The sequence below is a fragment of the Aminobacterium mobile DSM 12262 genome, from assembly GCF_000526395.1.
GTDB lineage: Bacteria > Synergistota > Synergistia > Synergistales > Aminobacteriaceae > Aminobacterium > Aminobacterium mobile.
The window spans coordinates 715,273-733,935 of the sequence record NZ_JAFZ01000001.1 but is presented as its reverse complement, the minus strand read 5'-3'; the positions used below and the strand labels follow the sequence as shown (position 1 = coordinate 733,935).

Sequence of the window (18,663 nt, the reverse complement as noted above, 5' to 3'; positions counted from 1 at the left end):
GCCTCCTCATCGTGCCGTTTGAACACCAAGTAACTCTGGAACGGTCACAAATTTTACATCGTTTATTTCAGAATCGTGAAGCTCTTGTAAAAAAGGGATAGTATCAGGTCTATTATGACAAATAGCCACAACCCATCCCCTTCGTTTCGCTATAGTTACTGCTCGATTGAACTGCTCTCTCATAAACCTTATATCTTTTTCATGATCGAGAAAAACCGAGTTGTAGGCTGTTGGAACCTGAAATTTTAAAGCAGTCTTATATGCAACAGACGCCGCTGATGTTCGACTATCTATAAAGACTTTTCCTAAAGGCACTAAGGCTTCCATTACAGCTTCCATAACATGTGGGTCACTAGTAGCTTTAGATCCTCTATGGTTATTCATCCCCACAGCTTCAGGGAAAGCTTGGAAAACATCCTGCACTGCCTTTTTAACCGCAGGAGCCGACATAGACACTCCTATGAGAAAATCCCCTTTCCCCTTATCTATAATAGCTTCCATAGGCATGTGTACAAGATAAGGAACCCCTCTGGATACAGCAAGCTTCACTGTCTCCTGACTATGGGGCCGATAGGGAATTATAGCCCATGTTACAGGCAAATCAATAGCAGCTACTTTTTGAGCTAAAGAGTAAGAATAACCAAAGTCATCAATGACAATGGCTAAAAGGGGACATGACTCAACTTGGGGCTCAGGCTCAGGTTGAGTTGTATGGTGGGGAGGAGTACTTCGATCCTTTTGTTTCTCACAGACTATTTCAGGGTATGGCTCTCGAGAAACCTCCACATGTTCCTGTTGTGGAGTGCTCCTCCCCACCATCGCTAAAATAGCAACACTCAACGCTATCCCACCGAACAGGAGTAAGAAGAGCCCCTTGGGCCTCCTCTTTACTCTCTTTTTAGTCATACTGGCCTCCAAATCATTTCAAAAAAGAAGATGTTCCTTTTTCAATTTTAGCAAGCTCTTCTATAGCTCGTTTTAACTGAGGATCTTTTTTACGATCAGGGTTATACTCCCCCTCCACAGTAAGTTGCGGAGTTAATCCTACATGATCTATAGTAACACCCGATGGAGTATGATATCTAGCGATAGTCACGTAGAGACCAGACCCATCTGAGAGATTAAAGAGCGTTTGCACTGATCCCTTTCCAAAACTCTTTTTCCCTACGAGAATAGCTCTTTGCCGATCCATTAAGGCTCCAGCCACAATTTCGGAGGCACTGGCACTCCCCTCATTTATCAACACTACGAGGGGAAGGGTTGTTTGTTGCCCCGGCTTTGCATAAAGTTTGTCATTCGCACGATCTACCCGCCCTTCCATGCTGACTACGAGCCCTCCGTCCAAGAAGAGGTCACTCACATCGACAGCCGCACTTAAAAGGCCTCCGCCATTATTGCGCAAATCCACTATAAGTCCCTTTGCGCCCTTCTGCTCTAGATCAATAATGGCGTTTTTTACTTCCTCTCCAGTTTTCTGCTTGAACTGAGAGATACGGATATAGCCTGTATCTTTATCGATCATCTCAGAACGAACAGAAAAAAGCTTTATATTCTCTCTTTGAATATCGAAGCGCAAAAGTTTATCTTCTTTATCTCGGCGTACCCAAATAGTTACTGACGTTCCCGCCGGTCCTCTCAATTTTTTAACAACCTGCTGTGATTCCCAACCTATAATCACTTCATCGCCAATTTTAACGATCTCATCTCCAGGCTTAAGACCGACACGATCAGCTGGTGTTCCCTCTATAGGGCTGATAACAAGAGTTTTACCGTCTCTGTGACCTAGATAGATACCCAATCCACCATACTCGCCTTCCATTTCTATTTCTTCTTCTTTGAGTTCTTCTGGGTCAACAAAACGAGTATATGGATCTCCATACGCTTGTACAAAACCTTTCATAGCCCCATAGACGAGCTTCGTCTCTTCCACAGGTTTCTCTCCGCTATCCACCTGATAGGTTTCTATAATGGCCCTTGCCTGCTTCATGAGCCACAGGTTCTCCAATTTAAATGGGACAAAACGAACAATATCCTCTATTTCTGAGGCACCACCAGCCCCCAGAAATGCACCTGTTAAAACAACTCCTAGTATTAGCCCAAACAGAACGCCCCTTGATTTTTTCCACATGCTCAAACCTGTGCTCCTTTTCCCTTCGCCATGTCTTTTTTACCGCAAATAACGCATAGGATCCCGCGCATCTCCGTTAACTCGTACTTCAAAATGAAGATGATACCCTGTAGTAACGCCAGTATTTCCTACATGCCCTATCACCTGACCACGAGAAACCCCTTGTCCCTCTTCTACTGTCGCATTAGCAAGATGTGCATAGACAGTGCTGAGTAAGTTTCCATGATCGATAATAACAACCTGTCCATATCCCCTAAGCCACCCTACATACAAAATCTCTCCTGGCCCAGCTGCTTGGACCGGGGTCCCTCCTGGAGCTCGAATATCTATACCTGTATGCATACTCGTAGTTTTAAAAACAGGATGTACTCGTTTCCCAAAAGGTTCAGAAATCTCTCCTCGTACCGGCCATCCTAACCGCCCTCCTGAGGGCATGTACGTTATATTGCCAAAATGAGATTTATTTTTATCTCGATTTTCTCTTTCACGAGCAATAATTTCCTGTTTCTTTCTCATAAGATTTTTAATGGTGTTCCCTATCTCTTCCTGAGCTTGTTGCAATTCCCGAGCAGCTTTTTCATGAAGAGCCTTTTCTTTTCGTAATGAAGCTAACAGGTCGTTCCGTTTTTTTATTTCTGCCTTGTACTTTTCTCGCTCAGACCGGAGTTTCTTTTCCTGGGCTACTAAAAGAGCTCTCTGTTCTTCTAATTCTTTTTTCGCAGCTTCCAGTTTTTCTCTACTCTCCGAAAGAGAGTCAACCATGCGCTCATCTTCACGAGCTATTTTCCCTAGTAATAAGGACGTGGCCATTGCTTCATGCGCCGTAGAAGCAGTGAGGAGAAGGTCTAGCTCTGCCATGCCACCATATTTATAAATAGCGACAAAACGATCCCTAAGATACCCTTTTATTTCCTCTATTTGGGCATCAGTCTTTTTAATATTTCCTTGTAATTCCTTAATTCTATTCTGAGCCCTGGCTTGTTTGAGTTCCAAAAGCTTTATTTCTCGTTCAGCTTTCTGTTTTTGCTGGTCATACTGGGTAATTTGAGATAAAACCCCTTGTTCCCTTTGCCCAGTTTTTTTAATAAGCTGCTCATAGTGAGCTGTTTGACGCTCTATTATTTTTATGCGATTCTCTTCGGCCGCAATCTGCTGGTCTAACTCCGCAACATCTGGAGCCGACCATGCACACAAAGAAGGGAAGGAGAAAAAACAGGAAACCGCTAGAAGGATACCTAATAAGCACCTTTTTGTGAAGCTCCTCAATTGTACATCCTCCCTTCCGATCTCTCCATTTAAAGGGGTTTCCCTGCCAAGCAACCAGCTGTAATCGCACCCCCTGTCGAAGCTTCTAATCCCTCCAGACTAAAGAGGTTTCCCAGCCTCCCGAACGAAACGACTGACTGCAAACCAACTGCAAATCCACCCAAGAGTTGTTCCAATCCCGACGAGCAGGAGATAAAAACGCAACAAAAAATCATGGTTAGAAACCAGGTGGATAAAGGGAAGGGTTGTCAATATTGCCTCCTGAGCAGAAAAATAGGAACCAGCGACAGCAAGCACTGCCAGCAAGGCTCCCATAGAACCAAGAATCATCCCCTGTAACACAAATGGAAGAGAAATATAGGTTCTCGTGGCTCCTACTAAAAGCATCACTTGTATTTCTTCTTTTCGAGAATATAAAGATATACGAATGGTGTTATAAACCACTAAAGCACTAATAACAAGAGCCAATCCCAGAACGACAACGGAAATTTTCGAAACTAAAAAAGAAATCCGAGAAAGTTTTTCAGCCAGTTTCCCAGCATAAACAAGCTCATCCACTTCTGGCATAGACGTGATCTCCCTTACCAAAGGAGCCACATCCCCCGCTCGTTTAACCTTGATCTCTATACTCCAAGGGAGAGGGTTTTCGCCAAGCAACGTAACAGCTCGCGCCTTAGTGCCTAGTTTGGCTCGCAATCTTTCTAGCGCCTCGTCAGGAGACACAGAAACCACATGAGCTGCATAAGGGATTTTTTTTATCTGATTCACCGTTTCCTGGATTTTACTGTCCTCTTTTAAGTACGCCTGAACAACGAGTTCGCTTTCAACACGGGAAACCATGGCCCTTACATTAAGAGAGAAAAGGCTGGACATGCCGAGGAGATATATGACAGCAGAAGCGGTAATAAGAGTAAGAAGGCTCAATCCCCAATGGCGGAAAATCAACCTGAAGGTATCACGTAAGGTATATTTAAAGCTCGCCATCGATGAGATACCCTCCTTTTTCTTCGTCTCGAACTATCCTGCCCTCATGGAGCTCTATAACCCTCTGTCGATAGGCATCTACCAGATATTGATCGTGGGTAGCCATAATAACAGTGGCTCCTGCAGCATTCAGAGATAGAAGGAGGCGCATAATGTCTTCCGCCGTATGTAAATCGAGATTTCCAGTCGGCTCGTCAGCTATAAAAATAGAGGGCGAATTAGCCATGGCACGTGCAATAGCTACCCGTTGCTGTTCTCCCCCTGAAAGCTGAGGGGGGTACAGAAAACGTCGTCTCCACAACCCCACCTGATCTATAACTTCATCGGTACGACCTTTTACCATACGGGAAGGCATACCCATAGATTCGAGCACAAAAGCAACATTCTCCCATGCCGTCAAATTAGGAAGGAGTTTGAAATCTTGAAAGACTACCCCTATATTTCTCCGGAAATAAGGGAGCTGAGAGTTGCGAATTTTTCGCAAGTTCTTATCCCCTACTGTGATCTGTCCTCTACTTGGGATAAGCTCGCGGGTAATGAGACGCATTAGCGTTGTTTTCCCCGAGCCAGTAGTTCCTACAAAGTAGACAAACTCCCCTTGTGCTATGGAAAGATAAGCATCTTCCAAGGCTACAATGTCGGGATGAAAGTATTTAGAGACTCCTGCCAGGCGTATATCCATTGCTACCTCCTGCGCATCGTCCACACCTGCACGGCTGCACTGACAATCTGACTTGACGTAAGGCCATAATATTCCTGTAGCTCTTCAGACGTCCCACTCTGTCCGAATTTGTCATCTACAGCTACAAACTTTACAGGAACAGGGTAGCTGCGACACACAAGTCCAGCTATAGCCTCACCCAATCCACCATGAGCCAGATGTTCTTCCGCCACTACACAGCAACCAGTACGATGTATAGATTCTAGAATCTGTTGAGCAGGTAAGGGACTGATGCTGTAACAATCTATGACTTCTGCGCAAAGGTCCTGTTGGGCCAAAATGCGCGCGGCTTTAAGAGCTTCGTGCACCATAATACCACAAGCACAGATGGTTACTTCAGTCCCCTCTTTTAAAACCCTACCGCCACCCAACGAAAAATCCACGTCATCTTCCTTATACAGCAACGGTAACTTTGAACGCCCTAAACGAATATATATAGGGCGTTTAACCTCTGCCGCCATCTTAATGATAGCCCGAGCCGAATAAAAATCCGCAGGAGCAAGAACTCCTAAACCAGGCAATACCCTCATAAGTGCTATATCCTCAAGCATTTGATGAGTAGCCCCATCTTCTCCAACGGTAACTCCGCTATGAGTAGCAATAAGTTTTACAGGCAGTCCCGGGATAGCAATAGTCTCTCGTATCTCGTCGTAAGCTCGCCCTACCAGAAAAGAAGCAAGAGATGAGACATATACTCTAAAACCAGCCAACGCAAGACCTGCTGCCGTAAGGACCATATCCTGCTCTGCAATCCCCACATCCACATATCGTTTGGGGTTTGCTTTTTTAAAAGAAGCACTTCGTGTGGACGACCCTACATCCCCATCCACAACTACAAGATCATTATATATAGTATTGAGTTCGATTAAAGCTTCCCCATAGGCATCGCGCGTGCTTTTCATTGTTATATTATTCATAGCAAGAGAGCCCCTCCTGAATCTAATTCTCTCAGAGCTTTATCTACTAGATCTCGAGTCAGAACCATAGAGGCTTTATATCTTTGTCCTTCTAGAAAAGAAACCCCCTTACCTATAACAGTCCGTGCAATAATAGCCAAGGGTTTTTCTGCATTTTTCTTTACGAAGGCTCTTTCCAGACTTTGAAAATCATGACCGTCAGCCTCTGCTACCTGCCAACCAAAAGCAATGAACTTGTCTTTCAGAGGTTCAATAGACATTACCTGATCTACAGAGCCTTCCATCTGGGTATTATTTCGGTCTACAATAACTGTGAGCTGACTGAGTTTATAATGAGTTGAGGTCATGGCTGACTCCCATATGGCTCCTTCTTGCAATTCCCCATCGCCTGTAATGCAAAAAACTCGGCTATCCAGACCTCTCATTCTCAACCCAAGAGCTATTCCATTAGCTACTCCGAGCCCCATGCCAAGAGATCCACTGGATGCGTCAATCCCTGGCGTTCGGTTTACTAAAGGATGACCCTGCAACATAGTTCCTAACCGTCTATAATTCCATAATTCCTCGCGGTCAAAGAAACCACGATTCGCCAAAGCCGCATAAAGAGCAGGACATCCATGCCCTTTACTCAAAACCAGACGATCTCTTTCCGCCCACATAGGATCTTCTGGTTTCACATTAAGGATATGCCAGTATAACCACGCCATAATCTCAACTATAGAAAGAGAAGATGCCAGATGACCGGAACGGGCGACTCCTATCATACGCACCACATCTTTACGGATAGAAGCAGCAGCTTCTTTGAGCAACGTCTCTTCATGTTCAGATAGAACTGGCACTACGCTTCAACTCCTCCCAAGCTTTTTCTACTGATTGACAACTCTCTTTTGTCGCTGCTTCAACAGAATGACGATCCACAACAGGCCATGGAAAAGAAGGGATGTCTTCTCCATTAAAAATAGCCATTCCCCATTGAGAAGCAAAAGCTTCCACTTTAGGGTCATAAGGAACAGCTAAAGTAGAGCAACCGAAAAGAAGCGACAACATACAGAAATGGAGACGCATACCTATAGCTATATTACCAAGGCTCCAAACCTTCTGCACATCTTGCCATGAACGTACTAAATGCACTTCTTTACACGACAATATTCCTCGCGAAACAAAAGAGTTTATTACGTTCAAGTCCTCAGGCGCCAAAGCCACGCCTATCACTGGAAGATTATTCTCTGCTGCCCAGCGAGCGGCAACCTGAACTGTCTTTTCTGGTAAAAGCCCAGGCCATGGGCGGATATTGACGAGCAAAGCATCAGTTTTTTCTCTCTCAAAAGACACTGAAAGCCCCATAACAGGATCAGGAACAAGTTGAGCAGTAAGCCTCCAGTCTTGAAGAATCTCTAAGGATCTCTTATCACGAACAGTACGCATAGAACACCCGGCTATGGCATTATGAGCCAGCCATTGTCCAACTCGCGTACGGAAAGGGCCTATAGATTGGGCAAAAACTCCTGTTCGACATTTTGCTAACCGAGCTAACTTCAGAAGGCCCCAATAATAAAAACAGGAACGAAGGCTTGTGGAATCCTGGAATAGCCCTCCCCCTCCAAAAACCAAGGAATAACTTTTACGAAACACATTAAAAACATCTAAAATATCCCAACGATTTACAGACGGGACACAAAGCATAGCAGAGGTATTCTCTGGATCTGCCGATAGAACAACGATACGCTCTCTAGCAATGCCTATATTTTCGAGATGAGCAACCATAGACGCAGCTAAAAGCTCGTCTCCAAGGTTCCCAAATCCATAATATCCAGCTAATGCTACAGCGTATTGCCGACTCAATCCATAATCACTCCTCGCCAACGCTTCCAGAAGGGGATGCACACCCAATGAAAGAGCGCAAGTAAAATAGCTCCAAGGAGAATGCCAGTCCACCATCCATTAAATTGACGCCATAAAATAAAATAAAGTGGCGTATGGAAATGACAAAAACTGTTTACAAGGGAACAAAAAGCCAAGGTAGCCCCAAGCCTGAAAATCTCCCGATATCGCTCCCATAAATTACGACGTTTAAAATAATACCAGAACAAAAGGGCTGGATACCCTGCAAAGAGCTCCTTGTTTCTTGGGCGAGCTACAAGAAGGCGCTCAAGAGTGTCTCGCAATGTCACTTCCCACCCAGGAACAAATTGAGCATTTCCACTTCGCAAAAGGGTCACTGCTGCCCCTACAAGCAAAACACCTATTAAGAAGAGCTCGCCCCATAGAGGAGGCCTTGCCAGTACTTGTCCTAAAGATTCGGGATGCACTCTTCTTCTTAAATCATAGAGCAAGACAATGAGAGGCGGCAAAAAAAGAGTAGCCTTCACTCCAGAAAAGGCCCGTAACCGCAGCATAAAGACAGGGAAACTGAAAAGAGCCGCTAAAGCAAGACCTCCTATGACAGCAACGATAAATCCTCCCAATATCCCGCGAAGGGGCTTCTTCCATTCTTCCAAAGCAATAAGAGTAGCTTCCGCAGCTAAAAAGGCAGCAGTTAAGGCACCTACCAAGCGTGCAGCAAAGGATATTTTCCACATCCCTACGCCAAGAAAGGCCCCGATAACTATAAAAGCAACGATTTGCACACTACCTAAGAAAGAGAGGTTTAGCAAGAGAAAACGATCTGCTAAACGAGCGACAAGAAGAAGGAATATCAAAGCACATCCAACGGCTCCTAGAAACGACATATTCCAACCTGAAAATGTTTCCGGCCATTGGACAACTATCCCCCGCTCGGAAAGCCCCTGAGAGAGGCTTTGTACTTCTTCCTCAAAATCGCCTAATGGATCGGAAGAAGCTTCATAGAGGGTCGGCCTCATGAGAAGCAATCGAACCCCCCGCTCCTTAGCTGCCCGAACCATCCGTTCATACAGCGTGTTTCGAGAAATATTCCTGCTGATCATCTCTTCTGTTGTTACGCTATGGAGAGGTAAAAGATCCGGATACAGGAGCCAGTTTAACTGTTGGGCCCCAAGTTGCCGAGAAAACTCCACCATAGCCACAGGAATCCCTGCCTCCTTCAATACATTCGCTAAAGGACGCATATCTGGATATCCAGCAGCAAAAAGACCCGAAGGAGATACACAACGAATTACCGAAGGGAAATCATCGAGAAGAGCCTCAAGCAAAGCCATCTCGTTTTCAGTATCACTCACAGCAACCGGCGCTACGCGGTACATAACAGGAATCCCTGCGGAGAGAGCAAAGAGGAGTCCCGCAAAATCAGGCACAACACCAGTCTCCAGCAACTCGTCTATAGTATGAGGGAGAACATAAAGAATGCCATTTTCTTTCTGATATCGTCGGCTATCTGGGAAACGAGTTTGAAGGGCCGTATCGTACCACTCTATCCCCTTCATACCTTTAGCAAGCCAAATAGTTGCCGAACCATACGGCTCATCCAGTCCCTCTCCTAAAGAGTCAGGGAGATCCGCCACTGTTCCGTAATAAAGAGGAACAAGTCCTGCAGACAGATCTTTACCTGTCATTTCCGCCACTATTAAGCCAGACACTCCCGCATTAGTTAAGCGATTAAAAACTGCCTCCGGGGTCTGGCGACCTTTAGAAGCCAAAGAAAGAACATCTCGATATTCCAAAATAATGCCGCTGTTTCGATTTTCTTTCTCTACTTTCCATCGAGGCGTAAGAGCCACAATAGAGAGGATAAAAGCTACAACTAACATAAATGCTGTAAAAGTTCTTTTTGAAAAACTCATTTCTCGCTCAGCCTCCATTGCATTGTCAGAGGGAAACCAGCCTCTTCAAGAAGACAGCTTAAACGGAAAAGAGGAAGTCCCACTACATTGTAATAGCATCCGCAAATTGAACGAACGAGAAGAGCCCCTCTTCCCTGTATTGCATAAGAACCAGCTTTATCGAGCCCCTCGCCGCTCTTTGCATAGTTCTGAAGATCTTCTTCTTTCATAGATCTAAACGTAACTTCTGTACATTCCACGTCAGATAGAGTCTTTTGATCATAACAAAGAGCTACCCCAGAATAAACACGATGGGTTCGGCCGTTGAGAAGACAAAGCATTTTGAGAGATTCTTCCTGGTCGACTGGCTTTCCTAAAACACGCCCATCTATAGCTACCACCGTATCAGATCCTATAACATAACTATGAGGGAACTGGCTGGCAACTGATTGGGCTTTTAGAGTTGCAAGACGACGAGCCATAGCCTCGGGCTTTTCATCACCCAGAGGCGCTTCGTCAACATCAGATACTACAACTTTAAACGGCCAGCCTAGAGAAGCTAAAAGTTCCCGCCGTCTGGGGCTAGCTGAGGCCAGAACTAATTGTTTTACCGAGCGATCCACAGTCCTACAATACCTCCGATCAAAGTTCCAACATTGCAATGAAGATAAAACTTCAAACCAAAATCCATAATAGCAAGCCGTACATCGTGGAGATCAAAACCTATGGAGATTATATTGCGGAAATAAGGAGCTGTCAGAGTAAATTTCTGCAAATAAAACCCCAACAGAGTCCCAATTATTATGCAAATTATCAACATCCACCAGCGTACATTTCCACTTCGTCCTAAGGCCACTATTCTCTACCTCCATATACTCATCACTAAGCTTATTCCGGCGGGAACAAGACAATACAACGCAAAGATCCGCCAGCGTCCGAGGGTCACCATCTTTCTAAACCATACTAAAGCTCCATATCCCGTCACAAAAGCTGCAATAATACCGCCATACCAAAAATCAGGCAAACTATCAACAAAACCGCCTGCTCTCACGAGGTCCATCACTTGAAGCAATGTGGCTCCTAGAATAGCTGGCAAAGAGAGAAGGAAGGAGAAACGAAAAGCTTCTTCTGGGGAGAGACCTCTTTTCAGACCTGTTACAATTGTCGCCCCTGATCGGGAAATTCCAGGTATAACTGCCAATCCTTGCGCTACCCCAATAACAATTCCAGACAGTAATGAAAGTTTATTTGATCTCTGAGGCAAAGAAGAAGCATACCATAAGAGTAACGATGTTATTAAAAGGGCGCATCCAATAAGAGCAGGAGATACCATCCATCTCTCTACCACCGGCTTGAGAGGGAATCCAATAGCTCCTGTAACGATAGTCCCGCAAATAACGGCCCATCCAAGGCGCCACCCTTCTGTTTCTCGACCAGACGGGGAAAACAGCCCCTTAAACCACTCTATTGCCAAAGAGTAGATATCTCTCGAAAAGAAGACGACCGTAGCTATCATCGTACTAAAATGGAGCAGCACATCATAGGTAAGGCTATCCTCTGCGATGCCCCATAGATTCTGTAACAAAGCTAAATGTCCGGAACTACTAATTGGAAGAAACTCTGCAAGGCCTTGTACGATGCCAAGAATTAACGTTTCAGCTTTCATGAATTTCCGTCCCCTCGATCTTTGTAATAATGGGTAAAATCATAGGCTTTGCATTTGCATACCGACGCCGTATCACATCTTTTACACGGCTCTTCATACGGAGAGCCAACATCGTAACTTCCACTTCTTTTTTCTTTTGAGCAAAATGGTCGAACACTCTCTTGACTGTGGAGAGAAGCTCTTCATGTAAAGTAGACGCATCCTCCATATGAATGAATCCGCGACTTTCGATACGAGGCTCAGATACGAGATGTAAGCCTCCATCGACTACAACGGAAATAACCACAAGGCCATCCTCTGCCAGCTCATGGCGCTCTTTCATAATGCTGCCTTCCAGCTCCCCCATAGCCACACCATCTACCATAATGCGACCAGATGGGATACGCCCCTTCACCTGAGCTCTTTTGTCCGTCACTAAAAGAACGTCGCCATTTTGCATTACAAAGGTATTTTTAGTGGGAACCCCTATCTCCTGCGCCAGTTGAGCATGACGAACTAGGTGTCGATACTCACCATGGACTGGCACAAAATAACGCGGCTTTACAAGATTTAACATGAGGCGCAGCTCATCTCGTGCCGCATGCCCAGACACATGTATTTCTTTTTCACCCTCATAAATAACATCGCATCCGCAAGCAAACAATCGATTGATAGTATTGCTAACCAACTTTTCATTCCCAGGGATAGGGCTGGCAAAAATTGCCACTACATCCTTTTCCCCCAGCTGGATCTGTCGATGCTCCCCCTTGCTCATAAGAACAAGCCCAGAAAACGGTTCGCCTTGACTTCCTGTCGTCATGACTACAACCTGGTTAGGGGCGTATTTATAAACATCAGTTGCAGGAATCAACATTTTGTCATCGGCTGAAAGATAGTTTAAGTCTCGCGCCAATTCCACATTAGTAACCATGCTCCTCCCCACAAAGGCAACCTTACGGTTAAAACGTCCTGCAGCATCTACAACCTGTTGTACACGATGCAAGTTACTTGCAAAAGTTGCTATGACAATGCGTTTATTTCTATGAAGGCGGAAAATACGATCAAGGGTCCCCCCTATAAGGAATTCCGACGGGGTAAATCCCTTTCTTTCCGCATTTGTAGAATCAGAGAGCATAAGAAGCACCCCATCACGGCCAGCCTCTGCAAAAGCAGCGTAATCGGTTAACCGTCCGTCTATTGGGGTAGGATCCAGTTTGAAATCGCCTGTATGCACAATAAGTCCGAGGGGCGTAGATATCACCAGCCCCACCGCGTCGGGAATGGAATGACAAACAGCAACAAAACGAATAGAAAAAACTCCTAGTTGAACTTCATTCCCAGCCTTAATCTCTACAAAATTTCCGTTGTAATCGGGGACTGTTTCTTTTAGCTTATTTTGAACCAACCCTAAGGTTAGCCGAGTTCCATATACGGGCACATCAAGTTTAGGTAACACAAAAGGAAGAGCCCCTATATGGTCTTCGTGTCCATGAGTAAGGAGAATGCCACGAATTCGCTGGCGATTTTCCACTAAATATGAAATATCAGGAATAACAAAATCTATGCCTAACATTTCTTCGTCGGGGAACATAAGTCCGCTGTCTACTACAATAATATCTTCCCCAAATTCAAATACATACATATTTTTCCCGATTTCCCCTAGACCACCTAGGGCAAAGAACTTTAATTTTTTTACAGCATTAGATTTTCTTGGGCGACGCCTGGTTCGCTTTAAAGGTTTTTCAGGCATGTATCCACCTCCAGTAATACAAAAATGCATTATAACGCAGCTCTCTCGCCACCGCTATGTATCCCAATCCTCATTGCTTCTTCAATATTTTTTTGGTACAATTCGTTGTTACTGTAGAGAAAGCCCCTCTAAAGGAGGTAGGAATCATTGAATCATTCAAGTATTGATTTAGCACCAGTAATGACACGAAGCGGGTACGAAAAACTTACCGCTGAGTTAGTCGATCTTAGAAGCAACGGGCGAGCAGAAATATCCCGACAGCTAGAGGAAGCCAGGGCATTTGGTGACTTAAGCGAAAACGCAGAGTATGCTGCTGCAAAAGATGAGCAAGCTAAGTTGGAAGCCCGCATTTCATGGCTTGAGTTTCAGTTGAGCAAGGCCAAGGTTATTGACGCCTCAGATGTAGACACAAGCCGGGTTACTCTTGGAACAACTGTAACGATAGAAGACACAACCAACAAAAAAGTGTTCACCTATACTATCGTGGGATCAGAAGAAGCAGATCCAAAGCTAAGCCACATCTCATCCTCAAGCCCCGTCGGAAAATCTCTTCTCGGCAAATCCATAGGAGACGAAGTTCACGTTAAAGTCCCCCGAGGTATCAGGAATCTAAAAATAGTTAGTATCGCTCTTATGCCTTAATAGTAAAAAAGACATGCGCCTGCTCATTATTTGCAGGCGCTTTTCTTTTCAAAAGACAATTGAACCAGTTCTGAGAGAAAGAGAGGGAAATCGTACCCCGCAGCAGCTGCCGCCTTGGGAACAAGGCTTGTACTTGTCATCCCTGGCACAGTATTCACTTCCAGCACCCATGGGGTTCCGTCTTCCTCTACACGGAAATCAACTCTAGCGTACCCCTCACATCCTAAAACCTGAAAAGCCTGACATGCCAAATGAGCAAGATGTTCTGATACTTTCGGCTCGTAGGGGGCTGGGGTAATATATTCCGTCATTCCTGGCGTATATTTCGAGTCATAATCGTAAAAACCCTGTTTAGGACGAATCATTACCGCCGGCAGAGCTTCAGGACTTCCTTTTCTTTCCCACACTGCAACTGTTACATCAACTCCTGAAATAAACTCTTCCAAAACAGCACGATCATCATATCTCCATGCCTCTTCAAAAGCTTGCTCAAGCGAAGACGCATCCTTGACTACAGATACACCAATAGTGCTTCCTCCATTACAAGGTTTGAGAATAGCCATTTTGTGAGTAGCTATAAAATGACGGCTCTCTTCTATAGAAAAAGAAGAATTTTTCAAAACCAGCAGTCCAGCGGGGGTTGGAATGCCGTAAAGGTTCAAAAGCCCCTTAGCTGCTGCTTTGTCCATAGAAAGAGAGCACGCCAAAGGCCCCGGCCCTGTATAGGGAAAATTCATGGCTTCAAGAGCTGCTTGAACTCTCCCATCTTCTCCCCAACCTCCATGGAGGGCAACAAAAACAGAAGCAAGCCCCTGAACGTTGCGAAGCTGAAAAACATCTGCCAGGGAGTGGACCTTAAAAGGTACTACTTTATATCCACACTCCTCTAACCCCTTGCTTACAGCTTCTCCGCTTTTCAGAGAAACCTCTTTTTCTGGTCCATCTCCACCATATAAAACAGCTACTACCATCTTTTTATCCACGTCGTCATCCTCGTTTCATAGCTCGTTGTCTGCCCTTTCCCTTCTTTTACATTAAAAGGGGAAAGGACTGGAAAGTTTTTTATCTCCAAAGGCCAAAGGTTTATCGGGGAAAGCGTTAATGACAAGACGCACACTTACCCAATCGTCATCTTCTTTTAAATCATCTCTATAGATAAGCTGCCATTGTAAACAGCACCTAGGATCGTACGTTAAGATATAAGCACGTTCAAACCATTCGGTAGTTTTAACGTTGTAAGCGCTACGAACAGCCAATGAAATATCTTTTCCTACAGGGAAAGCAAATTGCTGATAAAATTCTTCTAAATCACTATATCGATCCCACACCATAGGAGAATGTCCGTCTACCCATCGCCGCCGATAGGCCGTTCTGGCATCGATAGGTCCAAGTTTATATCCAGCCCCTACAGACAGCCATAAAATCTTCTGCTCGTCATCGCCACCATCATATCGAAAATGCCAATAACTCGAAGCCCAAAAGGGGCGAATGGGAGCGGGATTTCCAATTCCGGAGAGAGTGATGCCAAGTCCCATTCTGTCAGACTCATAGGCTTTACGACCTCGTCGCTCTTCGTAGCTTCCAAAAGAACCAGCCACGCTCCATCTCGTGTTCATCCACGACATAAGAGGCCACGAAGGACTGGAAAAAGTAAATTCGGGGTCGCGATAGAGTAAGTTTTTATAACTCTCACCGCCGCCCTTCTCTATATCAAGCGCCTCACGCTGAGACCACCAAAGCCTCGCCCTCCATCCATTCCACTCACCACGGAACCCCCAAGATGGACGGAAAGCTTCCTGGTCTGTCGTTTCTTCCCAAGAATATTCTAGATTTCCAAACAGGGTTACGCCTGTCAATCCTATATTCTGAAGATTTTGAGAAGCAGAAACACTGCCTTCCAACCCCTTCTTAGACCACATCATAAAGCCCAAACGGGCCCCTCCATCGTCCCATACGATAGGCCCGCTGTATCCAGCTCCAAATCCTTTATCTGAAGTATAAAGAATCGTGGGCATCAGTTCGGAGTCAAGAAAACCTTTTTCCTTATTCAGGGCAACTACATAATCAAAGGGGTAGGTAAATAAATAAGAACCACCTATATAAACCTTGGGATTTTTGGCGACGATGCTCTTCCCTGGAATGATAGTAAGTTTCTTAGTTGTTACATTATAGTGGGGATGTTCTTGAGGACACGTAGTTAAACTCGTATTGCGCCACTTTCCTATAGTGGTCTTCTCTTTTATTCTTTTCGCCGATTTTTGGCTAATCCAACCTTTTTGAGCAGCTCTCTCTACTGGAGCAAAATCAAGCTGCTTCCCTCGCACAAAGAGGGTCCCTTGTCCTGCTGGCATTTCGCCCTTTGCACCATCGAGGACACCTTCCTCTGTCTCAAGATGGTAGACAAGACGTTGCCCGGAAAGCTTATTAGCACCATAAAAAATAGTAACACTCTTCCCTGGCAGCGCTTCGGCCAAGGCTTCCTGAGTTGCTACATCGTACTCCATATAGTCAGAATAAATACGGATAATACCGTAGTTAAGGACGGCACTCCCCTTTGCGGTGGCTACAGTGCCCCTTTCGTCATAGGCTACAACCTCTGCTTCCAAGGTCACTTCTTTCGCTTCTTCCGCCCTTAAAGGATTCTGCAAAAAAAGCAACACCATAAATACCATAAAAAAACGGAGGAAAAATTTCTCCCCTATTCTTTCCACGTTAAGGTGGCTCCCTTCTCCACGTAAAAAATCCCTTCTTCTGTAATACGGCCAAATGCCCCTGCAAGGGTCCCTTTATCATGCTCAGCATAGATTCCTTTTGGGAACGTCCATTCAGCATTTGTGCTGTTCCAAATGGCTTCTGGCGCTTTCCAATCTACAGTAAAATCCTGCCCCTTGGTAACCCCTTTTGGCTCATACAAAACACCTCCAGAAGAAGACTCTTCAAAGGTCCCTGAAGGAGCTTTCACATCCCACTGCTTCCCATCAGAGGAAACGCCTTCCATTGTAATCTGTGAAGCCTTAATCTGACCAGATTTACGTTCTGTGCGCTCTGCGTGAATAGCCCAAAGACCTCCAGAAATCTCTTTTTCTACAGAAAGGCTCTCTACTACAATCGCTGGCCCTTCCTTCACCGCTTTTTTTACTGCGTCCGGATCAAGATGAAGGTCTTGCCAAGCCGACCAAAGATAGAACGCAAATAAAAGAGCAACTCCTATAATTAAAAGAGGAATTTTAAACTTACCACTGAACATGCCAGCCATGGTCTTCCTCCACCATTTTTATGGTCACCTTACGTAACGTGCGGACAAATAACATTTTTTGCACTGCTGAAACTCGAGCTCTATTCCCTTCCCACTCTACAACATAACTTTCATTCAATGGCACCCGCATATTTGCCTTCTCTACATCCTTTTGAAAAGCTTTCTGCCCCCACAGCTTTTTCGATGACGGAGAAAGAAAGGTGTACATAGCATCATAGTCCCCACGTTTCCAATAGGACAAAAATCTTTCTAACACTTCCTCGCGACTTTCCTTGTCTGAAGGAGTAGAGGCAGTTGCCTTTTGAGATTCCTCCCTCTCGTCCCCCTTTTCTGGAACAGATATGGGTTTTAACCCTGAGAGATCCACTTTCGCTGTCGGAGGCACGGCAGGAGCTACTGGAGGAAGGGGGACAGGCATTTCGGCCTCGCTCGCTTCAACAAAAGCACTTTCATTTTCCTGCTTTTCTGCCCGCTTTGCTTTCGTTTTTTCACGCTCTAACACTTCTTTTTCTTTGGAGCTTTCTTCTATCGGAGGAAGGTCCAATACAATTTGATCTTTTTTCCTATTGCTCTGTCCTGGAACAGTAGCTACTTCCTGTTGTCTGTCATTAGAAGAAGCTCCTGCAAAATTAAACATCTTTTCATCTTCTATTCCCAGTCCTTTTATCGCTACAGAAAAAGAAGAGGCATTTTGATATGGGAAAAAGACGAGACCCTGTACTACTCCGCTAATGGGTTCATCAAATTTTCTCTCGTAAGATGTGGGCTTCACTCGGCTTCCATCACGTAACACAAGGGAAACATTCTCCGAAAAAGGGCTGAGAGATAAAGAACGAGCACCAAAAGAATAAAAAGTAATTAGGAATGGCTCCGATTCTCCTATACGAAGTTGTTCCATAAATGCTTTTTTATACGCATCTCTTTCTCCAGGAGATAAAGCAGCCCGGGTCGATTCCGCATCGACCCAAGGCTCCACTAACTCTTCAGGATAGTGAACAATCCAAACCAGACAATCTCTTCCCCAATGGAAAACTGTCCACTTTTCCAAAATATCTGTAGCTCGCGCCAAAGGTTCCAGACCCCAGGAAGGAGAGACGAGACAAAACACTCCCCAAAACACCAGGCAAAACAACGTACACCGTCGTTTCATCGCAATGCCGCGAGCCTCCTTTTCTCTAAAGCCTAAAATCAATAATAGCAGAAACGCCAACTCCCTGAACCCGCTTAAATTGTTTAATAGGGTTTTCTGAGTCGATAGGTATGAGTACTTTTACTCGAAGACGGTCTCTGAACGTAACTTCCAATTGAGCCACCGCTTTTGTTTTTTGTATAGCTTCTCCTCGGGGTCCAGCTACCTGAGCTGCCCCAATACGCGTACCTGTACCTAAAGAAACAATAGGAACGACTTTCGTATGTCCCTCTACTTTCGCTCCTTTATTGAACGTAACCTTGTTAATAAAATCATTAAGAGGCCCTGCTACTTGAGTGACCAAGAAACCGCCACCCACCACTCCTACAATATCCCCTAGATTAACAGCCCAAGCAATGCCTCCTAAAGAAAAGACGAGAGCCATCACCAAAACTGCTATTCTTTTTTTTGCTCCTTTCATGAAAAAC

General features: G+C 45.0%; 19 protein-coding genes. 1 reads left to right on the top strand and 18 read right to left on the bottom strand.

All coding sequences use genetic code 11. The annotated features are described in order from the left end of the window. Positions 1 to 6: 6 nt before the first annotated feature. From K360_RS10440 to K360_RS0103435, 13 genes are all read right to left on the bottom strand, one after another. Positions 7 to 906 (bottom strand): divergent polysaccharide deacetylase family protein, encoded by a 900-nt coding sequence (locus K360_RS10440; protein WP_024821805.1) that lies wholly within the window; start codon positions 904 to 906, stop codon positions 7 to 9. Positions 907 to 919: 13 nt separating this feature from the next. After that, positions 920 to 2,128, bottom strand: coding sequence for a S41 family peptidase (locus tag K360_RS0103490; RefSeq protein ID WP_024821804.1), 1,209 nt, complete (start codon positions 2,126 to 2,128; stop codon positions 920 to 922). A gap of 39 nt (positions 2,129 to 2,167) precedes the next feature. Further along, on the bottom strand, positions 2,168 to 3,394 hold the full coding sequence (locus tag K360_RS0103485; protein ID WP_024821803.1) for a murein hydrolase activator EnvC family protein: 1,227 nt from the start codon (positions 3,392 to 3,394) through the stop codon (positions 2,168 to 2,170). A 99-nt stretch (positions 3,395 to 3,493) separates the two neighbouring features. Further along, positions 3,494 to 4,378 (bottom strand): cell division protein FtsX, encoded by an 885-nt coding sequence (locus K360_RS0103480; protein ID WP_024821802.1) that lies wholly within the window; start codon positions 4,376 to 4,378, stop codon positions 3,494 to 3,496. Beyond that, positions 4,365 to 5,060, bottom strand: coding sequence for a cell division ATP-binding protein FtsE (locus tag K360_RS0103475; protein WP_024821801.1), 696 nt, complete (start codon positions 5,058 to 5,060; stop codon positions 4,365 to 4,367). Before K360_RS0103475 ends, K360_RS0103480 begins: the two co-directional genes overlap by 14 nt. Positions 5,061 to 5,062: 2 nt before the next feature. After that, positions 5,063 to 6,016 (bottom strand): transketolase family protein, encoded by a 954-nt coding sequence (locus tag K360_RS0103470; protein ID WP_034326235.1) that lies wholly within the window; start codon positions 6,014 to 6,016, stop codon positions 5,063 to 5,065. Beyond that, on the bottom strand, positions 6,013 to 6,855 hold the full coding sequence (locus tag K360_RS0103465; RefSeq protein ID WP_024821799.1) for a transketolase: 843 nt from the start codon (positions 6,853 to 6,855) through the stop codon (positions 6,013 to 6,015). Before K360_RS0103465 ends, K360_RS0103470 begins: the two co-directional genes overlap by 4 nt. Further along, on the bottom strand, positions 6,839 to 7,858 hold the full coding sequence (gene csaB / locus K360_RS0103460) for a polysaccharide pyruvyl transferase CsaB (protein WP_024821798.1): 1,020 nt from the start codon (positions 7,856 to 7,858) through the stop codon (positions 6,839 to 6,841). Before csaB ends, K360_RS0103465 begins: the two co-directional genes overlap by 17 nt. Continuing rightward, positions 7,855 to 9,774, bottom strand: a complete 1,920-nt coding sequence (locus K360_RS11315; RefSeq protein ID WP_024821797.1) for a DUF5693 family protein — start codon at positions 9,772 to 9,774, stop codon at positions 7,855 to 7,857. The genes csaB and K360_RS11315 overlap by 4 nt, the downstream gene beginning before the upstream one ends. Next, positions 9,771 to 10,376: a Maf family protein gene (locus tag K360_RS0103450; protein ID WP_024821796.1), complete on the bottom strand. Its 606-nt coding sequence runs from the start codon at positions 10,374 to 10,376 to the stop codon at positions 9,771 to 9,773. Before K360_RS0103450 ends, K360_RS11315 begins: the two co-directional genes overlap by 4 nt. Next, positions 10,361 to 10,609, bottom strand: coding sequence for a hypothetical protein (locus K360_RS0103445; RefSeq protein ID WP_024821795.1), 249 nt, complete (start codon positions 10,607 to 10,609; stop codon positions 10,361 to 10,363). Before K360_RS0103445 ends, K360_RS0103450 begins: the two co-directional genes overlap by 16 nt. Positions 10,610 to 10,615: 6 nt before the next feature. After that, a complete protein-coding gene (locus tag K360_RS0103440) occupies positions 10,616 to 11,419 on the bottom strand; it encodes an undecaprenyl-diphosphate phosphatase (RefSeq protein WP_024821794.1) in 804 nt (267 codons plus the stop codon). Further along, positions 11,409 to 13,148, bottom strand: coding sequence for a ribonuclease J (locus K360_RS0103435; RefSeq protein ID WP_024821793.1), 1,740 nt, complete (start codon positions 13,146 to 13,148; stop codon positions 11,409 to 11,411). The genes K360_RS0103440 and K360_RS0103435 overlap by 11 nt, the downstream gene beginning before the upstream one ends. Before the next feature lie 180 nt (positions 13,149 to 13,328). Between K360_RS0103435 and greA the strand changes: the two genes are divergently transcribed. After that, entirely contained in the window at positions 13,329 to 13,790 is a 462-nt protein-coding gene (gene greA, locus K360_RS0103430) for a transcription elongation factor GreA (protein WP_051461124.1), read from the top strand. A gap of 26 nt (positions 13,791 to 13,816) precedes the next feature. On the opposite strand, the gene K360_RS0103425 is transcribed toward greA, so the two are convergent. Genes K360_RS0103425 through K360_RS0103405 form a run of 5 tightly spaced genes read right to left on the bottom strand, consistent with a single transcriptional unit; the run spans position 13,817 to position 18,656 of the window. Continuing rightward, entirely contained in the window at positions 13,817 to 14,773 is a 957-nt protein-coding gene (locus tag K360_RS0103425) for a D-alanine--D-alanine ligase family protein (protein ID WP_051461095.1), read from the bottom strand. A gap of 51 nt (positions 14,774 to 14,824) precedes the next feature. Further along, a complete protein-coding gene (locus tag K360_RS0103420) occupies positions 14,825 to 16,501 on the bottom strand; it encodes an LPS-assembly protein LptD (RefSeq protein ID WP_024821790.1) in 1,677 nt (558 codons plus the stop codon). Next, positions 16,489 to 17,046: a hypothetical protein gene (locus K360_RS0103415; protein WP_024821789.1), complete on the bottom strand. Its 558-nt coding sequence runs from the start codon at positions 17,044 to 17,046 to the stop codon at positions 16,489 to 16,491. Before K360_RS0103415 ends, K360_RS0103420 begins: the two co-directional genes overlap by 13 nt. Further along, positions 17,024 to 18,196 carry a hypothetical protein gene (locus K360_RS0103410; protein ID WP_024821788.1) on the bottom strand — a complete coding sequence of 391 codons (1,173 nt, stop codon included), beginning with the start codon at positions 18,194 to 18,196 and terminating at the stop codon, positions 17,024 to 17,026. The genes K360_RS0103415 and K360_RS0103410 overlap by 23 nt, the downstream gene beginning before the upstream one ends. 25 nt (positions 18,197 to 18,221) lie before the next feature. Next, positions 18,222 to 18,656, bottom strand: coding sequence for a hypothetical protein (locus K360_RS0103405; protein ID WP_024821787.1), 435 nt, complete (start codon positions 18,654 to 18,656; stop codon positions 18,222 to 18,224). Positions 18,657 to 18,663: the final 7 nt, after the last annotated feature.